At 36.3% G+C, this 12,633-nt stretch carries 15 protein-coding genes; 12 read left to right on the forward strand and 3 right to left on the reverse strand.

The genetic code is table 11. The annotated features are described in order from the left end of the window. The first annotated feature begins 19 nt into the window (after positions 1 to 19). The 4 genes from pyk to BGO84_RS06200 all read left to right on the forward strand — a co-directional run bounded on the left by pyk (position 20) and on the right by BGO84_RS06200 (position 6,012). A complete protein-coding gene (gene pyk / locus BGO84_RS06185; protein ID WP_135107069.1) occupies positions 20 to 1,486 on the forward strand; it encodes a pyruvate kinase in 1,467 nt (488 codons plus the stop codon). A gap of 182 nt (positions 1,487 to 1,668) precedes the next feature. Further along, on the forward strand, positions 1,669 to 3,255 hold the full coding sequence (locus BGO84_RS06190; protein WP_291028474.1) for a DUF6377 domain-containing protein: 1,587 nt from the start codon (positions 1,669 to 1,671) through the stop codon (positions 3,253 to 3,255). A gap of 395 nt (positions 3,256 to 3,650) precedes the next feature. After that, positions 3,651 to 4,397, forward strand: coding sequence for a hypothetical protein (locus tag BGO84_RS06195; protein ID WP_291028476.1), 747 nt, complete (start codon positions 3,651 to 3,653; stop codon positions 4,395 to 4,397). 7 nt (positions 4,398 to 4,404) lie between these two features. Continuing rightward, the gene (locus BGO84_RS06200; protein ID WP_291028478.1) at positions 4,405 to 6,012 is read left to right on the forward strand and encodes a hypothetical protein; all 1,608 of its coding nucleotides are present in this window, start codon (positions 4,405 to 4,407) and stop codon (positions 6,010 to 6,012) included. 46 nt (positions 6,013 to 6,058) lie between these two features. Here the strand turns inward: BGO84_RS06200 and BGO84_RS06205 are convergent, their stop codons facing one another. Continuing rightward, positions 6,059 to 6,412, reverse strand: a complete 354-nt coding sequence (locus BGO84_RS06205; RefSeq protein ID WP_006841992.1) for a cupin domain-containing protein — start codon at positions 6,410 to 6,412, stop codon at positions 6,059 to 6,061. A gap of 125 nt (positions 6,413 to 6,537) precedes the next feature. Between BGO84_RS06205 and BGO84_RS06210 the strand changes: the two genes are divergently transcribed. The 4 genes from BGO84_RS06210 (at position 6,538) to BGO84_RS06225 (ending at position 9,083) form a co-directional block, all read left to right on the forward strand. After that, positions 6,538 to 6,738 (forward strand): bacteriocin immunity protein, encoded by a 201-nt coding sequence (locus BGO84_RS06210; protein ID WP_291028481.1) that lies wholly within the window; start codon positions 6,538 to 6,540, stop codon positions 6,736 to 6,738. Positions 6,739 to 6,741: 3 nt separating this feature from the next. Continuing rightward, complete coding sequence (locus BGO84_RS06215; protein ID WP_291028484.1) at positions 6,742 to 7,386, forward strand: O-methyltransferase; 645 nt, start codon at positions 6,742 to 6,744, stop codon at positions 7,384 to 7,386. A 117-nt stretch (positions 7,387 to 7,503) separates the two neighbouring features. Next, entirely contained in the window at positions 7,504 to 7,860 is a 357-nt protein-coding gene (rbfA, locus tag BGO84_RS06220; protein WP_291028485.1) for a 30S ribosome-binding factor RbfA, read from the forward strand. Between the two features lie 2 nt (positions 7,861 to 7,862). Next, complete coding sequence (locus BGO84_RS06225) at positions 7,863 to 9,083, forward strand: FtsX-like permease family protein (RefSeq protein ID WP_291028486.1); 1,221 nt, start codon at positions 7,863 to 7,865, stop codon at positions 9,081 to 9,083. On the opposite strand, the gene BGO84_RS06230 is transcribed toward BGO84_RS06225, so the two are convergent. Further along, positions 9,078 to 9,563 (reverse strand): GNAT family N-acetyltransferase, encoded by a 486-nt coding sequence (locus BGO84_RS06230; protein WP_291028488.1) that lies wholly within the window; start codon positions 9,561 to 9,563, stop codon positions 9,078 to 9,080. The two genes, BGO84_RS06225 and BGO84_RS06230, sit on opposite strands and share 6 nt — an antisense overlap. Before the next feature lie 21 nt (positions 9,564 to 9,584). After that, entirely contained in the window at positions 9,585 to 10,001 is a 417-nt protein-coding gene (locus tag BGO84_RS06235; protein ID WP_252638458.1) for a hypothetical protein, read from the reverse strand. A gap of 125 nt (positions 10,002 to 10,126) precedes the next feature. Here BGO84_RS06235 and BGO84_RS06240 point away from each other — a divergent pair, with 125 nt between their 5' ends. From BGO84_RS06240 to BGO84_RS06255, 4 genes are all read left to right on the forward strand, one after another. Beyond that, positions 10,127 to 10,489, forward strand: coding sequence for an MmcQ/YjbR family DNA-binding protein (locus tag BGO84_RS06240; protein ID WP_291028489.1), 363 nt, complete (start codon positions 10,127 to 10,129; stop codon positions 10,487 to 10,489). A gap of 15 nt (positions 10,490 to 10,504) precedes the next feature. Further along, positions 10,505 to 11,110 (forward strand): ribosome biogenesis GTP-binding protein YihA/YsxC, encoded by a 606-nt coding sequence (yihA, locus tag BGO84_RS06245; protein WP_283687423.1) that lies wholly within the window; start codon positions 10,505 to 10,507, stop codon positions 11,108 to 11,110. Positions 11,111 to 11,185: 75 nt separating this feature from the next. Continuing rightward, positions 11,186 to 11,827, forward strand: a complete 642-nt coding sequence (locus BGO84_RS06250) for a carbohydrate-binding family 9-like protein (RefSeq protein ID WP_291028490.1) — start codon at positions 11,186 to 11,188, stop codon at positions 11,825 to 11,827. A 158-nt stretch (positions 11,828 to 11,985) separates the two neighbouring features. Beyond that, entirely contained in the window at positions 11,986 to 12,633 is a 648-nt protein-coding gene (locus BGO84_RS06255; RefSeq protein ID WP_135107091.1) for a DUF47 family protein, read from the forward strand.

The raw sequence follows: 12,633 nt of genomic DNA on the forward strand, positions 1-12,633 counted from the left end.
ATTAAATAAAATTCCATTTATGACTCAGAAAAAAACGAAAATTGTAGCTACAATTTCAGACATGCGTTGTGATGTTGATTTTATTCGTGCATTATATAACGAAGGGATCAATGTTGTAAGGATGAACTCTGCTCACATGACAGAAGAAGGGTTTATCAAAGTAATGACTAATGTACGTGCCGTATCTTCACACATTGGTATTATGATGGATACTAAAGGACCGGAAATACGTACAACAGCTACAGCTTCAGGAGAAAAAATAGTTGTTAAAACCGGAGACAAAATCAAAGTTATCGGTGATATCAACATCCTATCTACTCCCGAGCAAGTTTCACTTTCATACCCAAGCATTATAGAAGACGTGCCGGTAGGCAGCACACTATTGATTGACGACGGAGAAACTGCACTAAAAGTAATCGACAAAACTGCAGAATATCTACTTTGCGAAGTACAAAACGATGGTACAATCGGTAGCCGCAAGAGCGTTAATATCCCTGGAGTAAAAGTAAACCTTCCTTCAATTACAGCAAAAGACAGAAGAAGCATCGAAATCGCTATCAAAAACAAAGCTGATTTCATCGCTCACTCTTTTGTAAGACATAAACAAGACGTATTAGACGTACAAAAGATTTTGGACGAATACAACAGCCCAATCAAAATCATCGCTAAGATTGAAAACCAAGAAGGTGTTGACAATATCGACGAAATCTACGAAACAGCTTATGGCGTGATGGTAGCTCGTGGCGACCTTGGTATTGAAGTTCCACAAGAAAAAATACCTGGAATCCAACGTTTGCTTATCCGTAAAGCCGTAGAATATAAAAAACCGGTTATCGTAGCAACTCAAATGTTGCACACAATGATCGAAAATCCACGTCCTACTCGTGCAGAGGTTACAGATATTGCAAATGCAGTATATTATGGAACAGATGCAGTGATGCTTAGTGGAGAAACTGCTTATGGTAAATATCCGATCGAGGCTGTTCGCGCTATGGCTCAGATTGCTGCTGCTGCCGAACAATCTAAATTAGAAGAAAAAGCAATGCCGGTTCCTTTCAAAGATAGAGAATACGGAAGAACATCATTCCTAGCTAAGCAAGCTGTTAAATCTTGCAACCAACTTGGAGTGAAAGCTATTGTTACAGACAGTATGACCGGACGTACAGCACGTACTCTTGCCGCATTCCGCAGCAAATGTCCTGTATATGCATTCTGCAACAAAGAAGAAGTTGCTCGCTGGTTATCTTTGAGTTACGGTGTAGATCCTCACTTCCAAGAAGATGCTGGTCTTACTAAAAACCACAAAGAATATTTCGTTAGAGCATTAAACCAACTTCAATTAGACGGAGTATTAAGCTCAGGTGACTATGTTACTTATTTGAGTGGAACTTTCTCTGATGGTAAAGGTGGAACATCTTTCCTTGAAATCGAAAAAGTTGGTGCTGTAATGGAACAAGGTGAGAAATTTTTCGTTCCTGTAGACTAATCGAACTTAAAATTTATTTATAAAAAAGGGTGCTTTTGGAAGCACCCTTTTTTATTTTGCATCTGTTGACTCTTCCTAAAATAGCTTAATATAAAAACCATTAATCTCGAGAACAATGAGAAATCATGTATATTTGAAACCGGACAAACGCAATACTAACAAAATAGACAAAGGCCCACAAAATGAAAATCCATATTTTATTATTTATTCTCCTTCTTTCGCCGATCGTTTATATCATTGGGCAAAATCATGATATTAATAAAATACTAAAAGAATTAGATGATGCTTTTGACAATCAAAACAAATATGACCAATTAAAAGAAGAACGTTTGAGCGAATTAAAAAAGAAAGTCAACCTAACCCAATCTCTAGAAAAACAATACGATATAAATAAGATTATAGTAAATGAATATAATACGTACATAAGTGATTCTGCAATTTTTTATGCTGCTAGAAATGTAGAGATATCTAAAGCGCTAAACAAAAAACGAGATGAAGATGAATCCCAGATATTACTTGCCAGAACATATGCCCGTGGGGGACTTTTTACTCAAGCAGAGGAAATATTAAAATCGATAAAAGTAAAAAAGTTACCTGATGATTTACGAGAAAAATATTATTCAGCCTATGCCCGTTCATATGAAGCACTGATAGATCATATAAATAATGAAAAGTACTCCGCTAGGTATGAAAAAAAGATGATCGCTTTTTTGGATTCAGCACGTCAAATATATTCAAAAGATAAAAATGATATCATTGATTATGTTTATATTGACTATTGGGAGAAGAAAACCGGACATCTTGAGCATCTATTAACTCTTCTACCAACATTAAATCCCGAGTCTCAAGATTATGCTATTATCTCTACTCTTATAGGAATAGAGTATTGGGAACGTGGTGATAATCTAGAACTGCCAATAATGTATTTAGCCCAAGCTTCTCTGGTGAATATCAAGTCTGCAATCAAAGATCCAATAATACTAATGAACCTAGCCCTCTTGCTTCATGAAACTAACGATTCGGAGAGAGCTTATAAAATCGCAATAAAAGCACTTAATGATGCAAATTTTTACAATTCAAAACATCGTAACAAAATCATATTAGAAACCTTTCCGATAATCGAAGAAACGTATCAAAACAAAATAATAGAACAAAGACAAGATTTAACAATGTACCTTATTATTATGATAGTATTTGCTATCGGACTTCTTTTTACATGCCTTTGCGTATACAGACAAATTCGTATTATTAAAAAGAATCGGAAGCAACTAAAACTACTTAATGATAGTTTGGATAAAGCGAACAATATCAAAGAAGAATATATTGGATACTTTTTGAAACAATACTCAATTTATATAGAAAAACTGGAAGAATTTAAACAATCTGTATACCGAAAGATAAAAGCGGGCCAAACAAATGACTTATTGGCAACAATGTCAGTATCAACAAATACAAAAAAAGAAATAGAAGAATTATATAGCAATTTTGATATGGCTTTCCTTAATATCTACCCAAGCTTTGTAAATGAAATTAATGCCCTGCTAAAAGAAGAAGAACGATATAAATTAAAGTCAAATGAATTAAATACAGAGTTACGAATATTTGCTCTTATACGCCTCGGAATAACAGATAATAAACATATCGCATCTTTTCTTCGCTATTCTATGCAAACGATATACAACTACAGGAGTAAAGTCAAAGCAAAAGCTCTGGCTGATAATGAAAATTTTGAAGAAAAAATAAAAAACATAGGTGCTATCATAAAATAACTTTACTTTAAGCACAATTCTAAAAACACACTACACAGTAATACACAAATAGTTGACATCAAATAAAGAGAAAAAATATTTACTAAAGAACTACTTAATATAAAAAAGAGCGCTTAGCGAGTATTGTAGAACTTAACTTTGCAGTCAAACAATTAAACTTACAAATACACTTTTTTACTACACTAAGAGAAATTGCCAACATGTAATCTATCCGAGTTAGAATTTATCTGGAGTATAACTTTATATGTTCATTGCTTATAGAAATTTTACTTGTAAGATTCTTTACAGATATTCTTCTTTACGAATAATCTTTACCAGAAAAGATATTCTTTCAGAAAATTGCAAACTACAAATGAATAAATGCAGTAAGAGTTCCTAAATTCATTTTTATCATTATGAAAATAATTAATCTAAAAAAAACAATTCTTTTGGTTTTACCAATAATAGTAACGACTGTAGCAAATGCTCAAGTAACAATTGGATCTAACGCAGAACCGTCCAGTGCAGCTATTCTAGAAATTAAAACAATGCACAATGCGTCGCACATAATCTCTATTACCGACGACAGCAATATTACCTCAGACAAAGGAGGATTAGGTTTGCCTAGGGTAAAACTTGTAAATAGAAAAACATTGGAGCCATTCATTCAAGGATCAATAGACGATCAGACCAAAATGAAACATGTAGGGCTAACTGTATATAATATAAAACAACAAATTACCAACTCTATTGACGAGTCATTCGAACCAGGTACATACGTATGGGACGGGAAGCAATGGAACATCTCAGGTGGCAGAGGAAGTGAAGGTGCTCGTTGGTTCTACCTTCCACCATTTCATCTATCGATAACCTTAGGCAGTGTAAATTCCGGAGAAATCAAATTACATGATATATATAAAAACCAATTTACCCAAACCGGAAATGGAGCATTTATATCTAGCGACACTAGCATAAATACAATACCATCTCCACTGAATGGTAAATTATATGAGAATAGTGAATTATACTATGTAGTTACTTATTATGATACGAGTATAATGTCTATAGCAAAAATAGATCCGGATGGTACAATGCACTATACAACCAATGGTACAGCTCCAAGCGCGAAATCATATATTAATGTTATAGCTATCGTAAAGTAGAAATGTGATGAAAAAATATTTTGTAATATGCATATTTCTCCTCTCCGCCATGTCAGCAAATGCACAAAGAGAGGGAACCTGGTGGCACTTTGGCTATAATGTAGGTTTCGATTTCACTGAGGTATTTAATGGCAATGCCACCTATCCAAAAGCTATATGCAATGCCCCCTTACGCCAGAACGAAGGGGTATTCTCTATCTCGGATAAAAATGGGAATTGGTTAATGAGTTCGGATGGAAAGTATGTCTACACTCCCGGAAGTATAAAAGAAGCCACTTTTCCTTTGTCAACGAATTCGGCTGATGGTGATTTTTCGATAAATAAAAACAATATATTATTTGGAAATTCCTCTGCTACCCAATCAGGCATCATGTGTCCAGTTCCGGGTGAACCGTCTTTGTACTACATTTTCACTATCGACGATAAGCAATCCAACCCCAGAAAAGGTATTAATTATTCTATTATCGATTTAGCTGCCAACAATGGAGTTGGGGAGCTTGTCATAGGTAAGATAAACAAATCAGTTACATATGGCTATCAAAAAAATAGTTTGACAGAAAGGTACACCGCAGCAAACGTAATGGAGAATATTACATTAACACCCTCTAGTGATGGAAACTATTGGCTAGTAAGCATTTTCGGCAGTCATTTTCATGCATGGAAAGTCACGAAAGACGGAGTGTCGGATACCCCTGTATTATCTCTATCTTCATATGAGTTTGCCAGTACAACCTCTTCCAATTCTTATCGTGGAGGATTGGGACATATTCGAATATCTGCCGATGGAACCAGAATAGCATACGCTATAGACCAAGCAAGTAATACTACCCCTGTAGGGGTATTCGGAACAGCTTTTTTCAATAATTCTACAGGAGAGGTAACTTCGTCGAAACACGCCACTAAAAATATCGCAGCCTATGGTGTAGAGTTTTCGCCATCTAACGAATGGTTATATCTGACAAATATGGGAAGTGCCGGCTTTATAAAGTTTAGTGACCTTGCCAATGGCTCTATGAACAACTATAGGAATATGATTACAACAGGCGAATTCAATGCAGTTATGGGACCCAAAGGTATTATGTACATGATCGTTAGAGGCAGTTCTACACTATATACAATAGATGACCCTAACAATCCTGACACAGCAGTACCGGCAAATACATACAAGGCACATCCTAATTTTTTTGCTTGTGGAGGGGCCAGCGTTTATCCCTTTAATGGATTGCCTAATTTTATACCAAGCTTTTTCTTAGTCAAAGCTCTTACAGGACCGGCAGAACTATGCACAGGAGCAGAAGGAGAATTTATATTGGAAGCTGAACAGGGAACAAGTGGATATGGAGCTGAGTATATAGAATGGGATATGGGAGATAATACTAAATATTATACAGGAGACCACCCGTTAGCTGACCCATCAACCAAACCTTGGCCAACAGACAATTTACATAAAATAAAACACACATATACATCTAGTGGAGTTAAAACTATAAGAACAAATCCTTATAACTCAAATGGACTAATGCCCGACAAAGAAGTTACACTAAATATTACAGTCAAGGATTGCGTTACTTATATTTATATAAATCCACACTTACGAGCAAAAATTATACAATAACAATCCGAGAATAAAAAATAAAGGGTGCGATTACACCCTTTATTTTTTATTCACAATCTGTTCGGTCATTCGTTGAATCATTGTCAGGCTGAGAGACAAGAAGGAAATCGATAGGCTCTGAAGTCTCATTGGCAATATAATGCTTCACCATAGGTTCTATCAAGATACCTTGCTGCTCATTAACAACTTCACGCTCGCCTTCAACGTAAAATATTGCTGTTCCTTTTGTCACAAAGAAGAATTGCCTGGCAAGAGAGTGGTAATGTAAAGTTTCTCTTGTATTTGCCGGCATGGTTTCAATTTTTACAGATAAAGAATCCCTACTCATCAGGATCCAACTGCTACATTTGTCTCCCCAAAAATAATGGGGTGCTGAATTTTTATCGACTGCTCTTCCCATGATAATTAAATTTAGATGTAACAATATGCTAAATATAAAAAATAAATTACATAAGAATGCTTTTTTAAGCAACAATTTATAAATAAATATCTTAGTTTTGCAGAATACACCGATATCTGCAGGCTATGACCAGAAAAGAATTGATACAATTAGTAGAACAAATTCTGGATGTAGAGAAGTACACAGAAGATCAATTGAATGAGATGTTAGAGTTATTACACAGAAATGTGCCCCACCCTGCAATATCTGATTTGATCTGCTATGAAAATTTATCTTCGGAAGAAATTGTAGACAAAGCGTTAAATTATAAACCGATTCAGTTATAAACCATGTCATTGGAAAAGGACGAAGCTATAGAAAGCTATATTCTTTCTCGTATCGATCAAGAAAGCGAGCTACTCAAACAATTAAACAGGGACGCTCACGTAAATTTATTAAAGCCAAGAATGTTATCGGGACATCTGCAAGGGCGTATGCTCAAAATATTTTGCAGAATGATGAATCCTAAATATATTCTCGAAATAGGAACTTATACCGCATACGCAACCCTATGTTTGGCAGAAGGAGCCGACAACGATGCTGAAATACATACCATAGAAGTAAACGACGAGCTCGAGGACTTCATTTTAAAGCACCTGCACAAATCGAAACTTAAAGATAAGATACATCTTCATATAGGAGATGCAATGGAAATAATCCCTCAGATAGACCGCACGTTCGATCTCGTATTCATTGATGCAAACAAACGCCATTACATTGAATATTATAATCTCATATTTGACAAGGTACGCCCCGGTGGACTTATCATTGCCGATAACACACTGTGGGACGGACATGTACTGGAAACTCCGAAACCATCGGACAAACAAACCATCGGGATACAACAGTTCAATGACATGATAGCGAAGGATGACAGAGTAGAAAAAGTAATCTTGCCAATACGCGACGGGTTGACATTGATATGGAAAAAATAAGAATCAAATCTCCACAGACTTGAATGTACGGATAGATATATTAAAGTTGCTAACGATTTAAATAGCTTGCTACTTGTAACTATTTTGTATTACCTTTGTAAGCTAAAATAATTAAGGATGGATACGACCAGACAACAAAAGATAAACAGGCTCATCCAGAAAGAGCTGAGTGAGATTTTCAGAAAACAAACCCAACAGATGAAAGGTGTACTTGTAACAGTGAGCACTGTACGTGTAACACCCGATCTTGGACTAGCAAAAGTATACCTGAGTATTTTCCCTTCCGAGAAAGGAAAAGAATTGCTTGATAATATAAAAACCAATGTAAAAAGTATTCGTTTCGACTTGGGACAAAAAGTAGGTAAACAACTACGTGTAATTCCCGAGCTGGCTTTTTATCTGGACGACTCGCTCGATTATCTGGAAAATATAGACAGGCTTCTCAACAAGGATAATAACGAAGTAAAAGAATAAGCTTGAATCTTGCGCTGCACATAGCCCGCCGTTATCTTTTCGCAAAGAAATCGCATAATGCTATCAACATCATATCGATGATCTCGGTATGTGGGATAACTGTTGCCACAATGGCGCTGGTATGTGCTTTATCGGTTTTTAATGGTTTTACGGATGTGGTAGCAAACACATTCAGCGCTTTCGACCCCGAATTACAAATTACTCCGGCCAAAGGGAAAGTATTTGACCCGACAAGTAAGAAGATAGAAGAAATCAAAGCTTTGCCCGAAATAGAATTCACATCCGAATCACTGGAAGACAATGCTTTGATTAAATTCGCAGACCGACAAGAACCGATTATACTAAAAGGTGTATCAGCCAATTTCATCAATCTCGCCAACGTAAACAATCTGATTATAGATGGAAAGTTTTCGTTACGCGAAGGTGATATCGAAAATGGAGTTATAGGGGCAGGCATGGCCATGTTTCTTGGTGTAAGAGCCGGATTCCTCGATCCGGTAGAGTTATATGCTCCCAAACGAAACGAACGCATCAATCTGGCAAATCCGGCAACAGCATTTACCCAGTCAGAAGTATTTGTATCGGGTGTATTTGCACTCAATCAGCAGAAGTACGACGACCAGATGTTCATTGTGTCAATAGACTTGGCACGCGAACTCTTCCACTACGACAAAGAAATATCATCCCTTGACATAAAAGTAAAAGACGGTTATAATGTAGACAAGGTACACGATAAAATAAAGTCTATACTTAGCAAAGATGAACTATTGGTAAAGAACAGATTCGAACAACAGGCTGATCTTTATCGGATGGTAAACGTTGAAAAATGGGTTACATTTCTCATTTTATGTATCATTCTTATAATAGCAGTATTCAATGTTATAGGCTCGCTTACGATGCTGATTATAGAGAAAGACGAGGATGTCAGGATATTAAAAAGCCTCGGAGCAAACAATACATTGATCACACGGATTTTTCTCTTCGAAGGCTGGCTGATCACATTTGTAGGAGCCGTTGTAGGTGTAACTCTCGGACTCACGCTTTGCCTGCTACAACAATACTTCGGATTATTGAAATTAGGCAATACTCCCGGAGCCTTTGTTATAGATGCATACCCTGTATCGGTACAAGCTTTGGATATTGTACTGATATTTGTTACTGTGAGTATCATTGGATTCCTCGCTGTAATCTATCCTGTAAATAATCTAAGGAAAAGGCTATAAGATCAGTTGCCAGAATTCGACATCAATCAGTTTCCCGAATTTAACTCCCGACTCCCTGAAATTGCCGACCAGTTCAAAGTTAAATTTTCGATGAAGTTTCCTGCTTGGATCATTGGGCAATGATATTACACCAATCAGTGAATGTATGTTTATATTTCGGGCTCTGTTTATCAGTTCCTGATATAAAATACTGCCTACCCCGCTTCCTATGGCATTGCGATCAAGATATACGCTTGTTTCTAGCGTTATATCGTAAGCTACACGCTCACGCCAATTGTTGAGATAAGCATAACCAATTATTTGCCCACCTTTCTCGTATACAAAATAAGGAAACCCCTTTGCCTGCACCTTGCCTATCCGCTTCCGGATATCTTCGTCAGTAACAAGATCATACTCAAAGGTCACGACTGTTTCCTCAATATAATAATTATAGATGGCTGCTATCTGCGCAGCATCAGCGGGAGTTACATCTCTTATCATTCGATATAAAATAAATAATCTTTACTCTCCGGTATAAGGGGGAATTTCTTGTCCTTGACTTGGCACAGCAGGACTAGCAGCCACAATACTGTCTACAATAAACTTCGTATATCCCCGCCAAGGTAAAGCCCCGTAATATTCTTTGTAGTGCAGCTTCACATTCTGTCCACTGAGTGACATCAGTTTTATAGCCAACTCTTTATCTTCTATCGAAAATTGGAATTCATTGGATTGCAAACCTTGCTGTCCGGGACGAAATCCAGATTGAATCAACTCTCCTTCGTAGGTTTTGAATATAATCCCTTTATGCTTCACATTGTTAAGCATACCGGCTTTTACCCCCGAATCACTATAAGGTACATAATAGCGGATATACAGGAAGGTAAAAAGACCTGCTATAAGGACTGCTAAAATTATAAGAACAACTCTTTTTGCCATAATATTATAAAATGTAAGATGGAACAAAAATTGAAGATGTTTTATTCTGAAAACAAAGATATTCATATTTTTAAACTATTTTTGTTCTACAGTTTAAAAACATAACAGTAAAAATCGAATATTCTATGAATATAGAAGAACTCAGAGAATACTGTATATCTGTAAAGGGCGCATCGGAAAGCTTTCCTTTCGACGAATCTACTTTAGTCTTTAAAGTCATGGGAAAAATGTTCGCATACACAGGCTTAGACCCCAAAGATGGATTTTTCAAGGTAAATTTGAAATGTGACCCGGAAAAATCATCTGAACTACGCACAAGATATGAAGGAGTAACACGTGGTAATCACACACGAGGACTCTTATGGAATGCCGTCTATCTTGCGAGTGATGTACCTGATAAGTTGATAAAAGAATTAATAGATCATTCTGTCGAAGAAGTTATAAAGAAACTACCGAAGAATAAACAAGCAGAATATCGAAGTTTGTAAAAGAAATATAAAGCAATGATAATAAAAGACGCTCAATTTGTAATAAGCAATACCGATTATAGAAAATGTCCTCAAGACGGTAAGCCCGAATATGCATTTATCGGACGCTCTAATGTCGGCAAATCATCCCTGATAAACATGCTTACCAACCGCAAAGGATTGGCTATGACATCGTCCAAACCGGGAAAAACTCAGCTCATCAACCACTTCATTATCAACGACGAGTGGTATCTGGTCGATTTACCGGGATATGGATATGCACAACGAGGAAAAGACGGCAGAGAACAGATTCGTAAAATAATAGACAATTATATACTTAAGAGATCTGAACTAACCTGCCTCTTTCTATTATTAGATTGCAGACATGAACCTCAGAAAATAGACCTTGACTTCATCAATTGGCTAGGCGAAGAAGGAGTACCCTTTGTGATTGTATTCACCAAAACAGACAAAATAAGCAAAGGACGACTAAAAGATAACTCCGAAATATATATAAACAAATTACACGAAACATGGGAGGAAATCCCGACAATATTTTATACTTCTTCCGAGCAGAGAGCAGGAGGCGATGAGATATTGGATTATATAGACAACATAAATAAAAGCTTGAAAGGGAAATAAAATTTGACTTAAACCCTGAAAAGGGCAGAATACGAATCAACTCAATTCCATAAACTAATCATAAAAAGTCAAGATATGTTATCTGTACCTTTAATAAATATAGCAGATATAAACAGAGCCGATCTGGTTCTGGAGAAGATGCAAAATATACAAAAGAATAACATCTCTGCTGTCAATTGGCCGGAGCTATACCCTTCCAAGCCTGAAGTTGCATTCAAAATAGCACACGACGGTAGTCATATCTTCCTGCAATTCTTTGTTGAAGAAAATGAGATTCTTGCAAAAACAGCAGAAGATAATGGGCATGTATGGACCGATTCGTGCGTAGAATTTTTCATTTCTTTCGATGGTTTATATTATTACAATACAGAGTTTTCTTGCATCGGAAAAGCACTGATGGGCTATCGTAAAGAAAAAAAAGATTCCCGGCATGCAAGCCAACAGATATTGGACTCCATTAAGCGATACCCAAGTCTTGGAATAGAGCCATTTGATAAAAAACAAGGCGATTTCAAATGGAATTTACTGCTTGTTATTCCCGTTACAGCATATTGGATGTCTGACCTAAAATCTCTAAATGGAATAAAAGCCCATGCAAATTTCTATAAATGTGGAGATAATCTGACTATTCCTCATTTTTTATCATGGAATCCTATCCATACAGAGAAGCCAAACTTCCATGTTCCACAAATTTTCGGAGAACTTAATTTCGAATAAAACTATAGGATAGTGCTATACTTAAAGAGCAAGAATAGAGGAGAATACTCATTATTACTTTTTTGTTAAAAAAATGTTACGACCGATTTTTTTTTCTATCTTTGCGGGACAAAAGCAGTTGGTACTGTTTTTCTTGATGAATATATTTTTAATCTTTTATGAAAAATAACTTATTCGATAGGTTTAAACCTAAAGAAAACAAATTCTTCCCTCTTTTGAGCGGAATGGCAGAAGTAATAGTCACCGCATCGGATCTCATCATTGAATGTGTTCAAGTAACTAACCACAACGAAGCTGTAGAGTATTACAAAAAAATTAAAGACCAGGAAAGAAAAGCCGATACCATCCAAAATCAAATCTTCGAAGAGCTCAACCAAACATTTATTACCCCTTTTGACCGGGAAGATATAAACCATCTTTCGTCAACAATGGATGATGTTATTGATCTTATCAATAGTTGTGCTAAGCGTATCATGCTTTACAGCCCGAAGGTAATGCCAGAGAGTGCTGTACGACTCGCTATGTTTGTAAGAGAATCTTCGGGCTTCCTGATTCAGGCAATCGGAGAACTTGATGTATTGAAAAAAAGTACATCCCGAATAAAAGAATACTGCGAGCAACTGGGTGTGATTGAAAAAAAGGCCGACGATGTGTACGAACATTTTCTTATCGACCTGTTTGAGAATGAAAAAGATGCCATTGAGGTTATTAAACTAAAAGATATTCTTCACGAACTCGAACGTGCTACCGATGCAGCAGAATCAGTAGGAAAAATTATTAAAACAATGATCGTTAAGTATTCATAA

Origin of the sequence: Dysgonomonas sp. 37-18, from assembly GCF_001899125.1 — a bacterium.
Lineage (GTDB): Bacteria > Bacteroidota > Bacteroidia > Bacteroidales > Dysgonomonadaceae > Dysgonomonas.

What these genes read in the sequence shown, in the direction of transcription:
- pyk (WP_135107069.1), top strand. Translation starts at nt 20, where the DNA reads ATGACTCAGAAAAAAACGAAAATTGTAGCTACAATTTCAGACATGCGT.
- BGO84_RS06190 (WP_291028474.1), top strand. Translation starts at nt 1,669, where the DNA reads ATGAAAATCCATATTTTATTATTTATTCTCCTTCTTTCGCCGATCGTT.
- BGO84_RS06195 (WP_291028476.1), top strand. Translation starts at nt 3,651, where the DNA reads ATGAAAATAATTAATCTAAAAAAAACAATTCTTTTGGTTTTACCAATA.
- BGO84_RS06200 (WP_291028478.1), top strand. Translation starts at nt 4,405, where the DNA reads ATGAAAAAATATTTTGTAATATGCATATTTCTCCTCTCCGCCATGTCA.
- BGO84_RS06205 (WP_006841992.1), bottom strand. Translation starts at nt 6,412, where the DNA reads ATGGGAAGAGCAGTCGATAAAAATTCAGCACCCCATTATTTTTGGGGA.
- BGO84_RS06210 (WP_291028481.1), top strand. Translation starts at nt 6,538, where the DNA reads ATGACCAGAAAAGAATTGATACAATTAGTAGAACAAATTCTGGATGTA.
- BGO84_RS06215 (WP_291028484.1), top strand. Translation starts at nt 6,742, where the DNA reads ATGTCATTGGAAAAGGACGAAGCTATAGAAAGCTATATTCTTTCTCGT.
- rbfA (WP_291028485.1), top strand. Translation starts at nt 7,504, where the DNA reads ATGGATACGACCAGACAACAAAAGATAAACAGGCTCATCCAGAAAGAG.
- BGO84_RS06230 (WP_291028488.1), bottom strand. Translation starts at nt 9,563, where the DNA reads ATGATAAGAGATGTAACTCCCGCTGATGCTGCGCAGATAGCAGCCATC.
- BGO84_RS06235 (WP_252638458.1), bottom strand. Translation starts at nt 10,001, where the DNA reads ATGGCAAAAAGAGTTGTTCTTATAATTTTAGCAGTCCTTATAGCAGGT.
- BGO84_RS06240 (WP_291028489.1), top strand. Translation starts at nt 10,127, where the DNA reads ATGAATATAGAAGAACTCAGAGAATACTGTATATCTGTAAAGGGCGCA.
- yihA (WP_283687423.1), top strand. Translation starts at nt 10,505, where the DNA reads ATGATAATAAAAGACGCTCAATTTGTAATAAGCAATACCGATTATAGA.
- BGO84_RS06250 (WP_291028490.1), top strand. Translation starts at nt 11,186, where the DNA reads ATGTTATCTGTACCTTTAATAAATATAGCAGATATAAACAGAGCCGAT.
- BGO84_RS06255 (WP_135107091.1), top strand. Translation starts at nt 11,986, where the DNA reads ATGAAAAATAACTTATTCGATAGGTTTAAACCTAAAGAAAACAAATTC.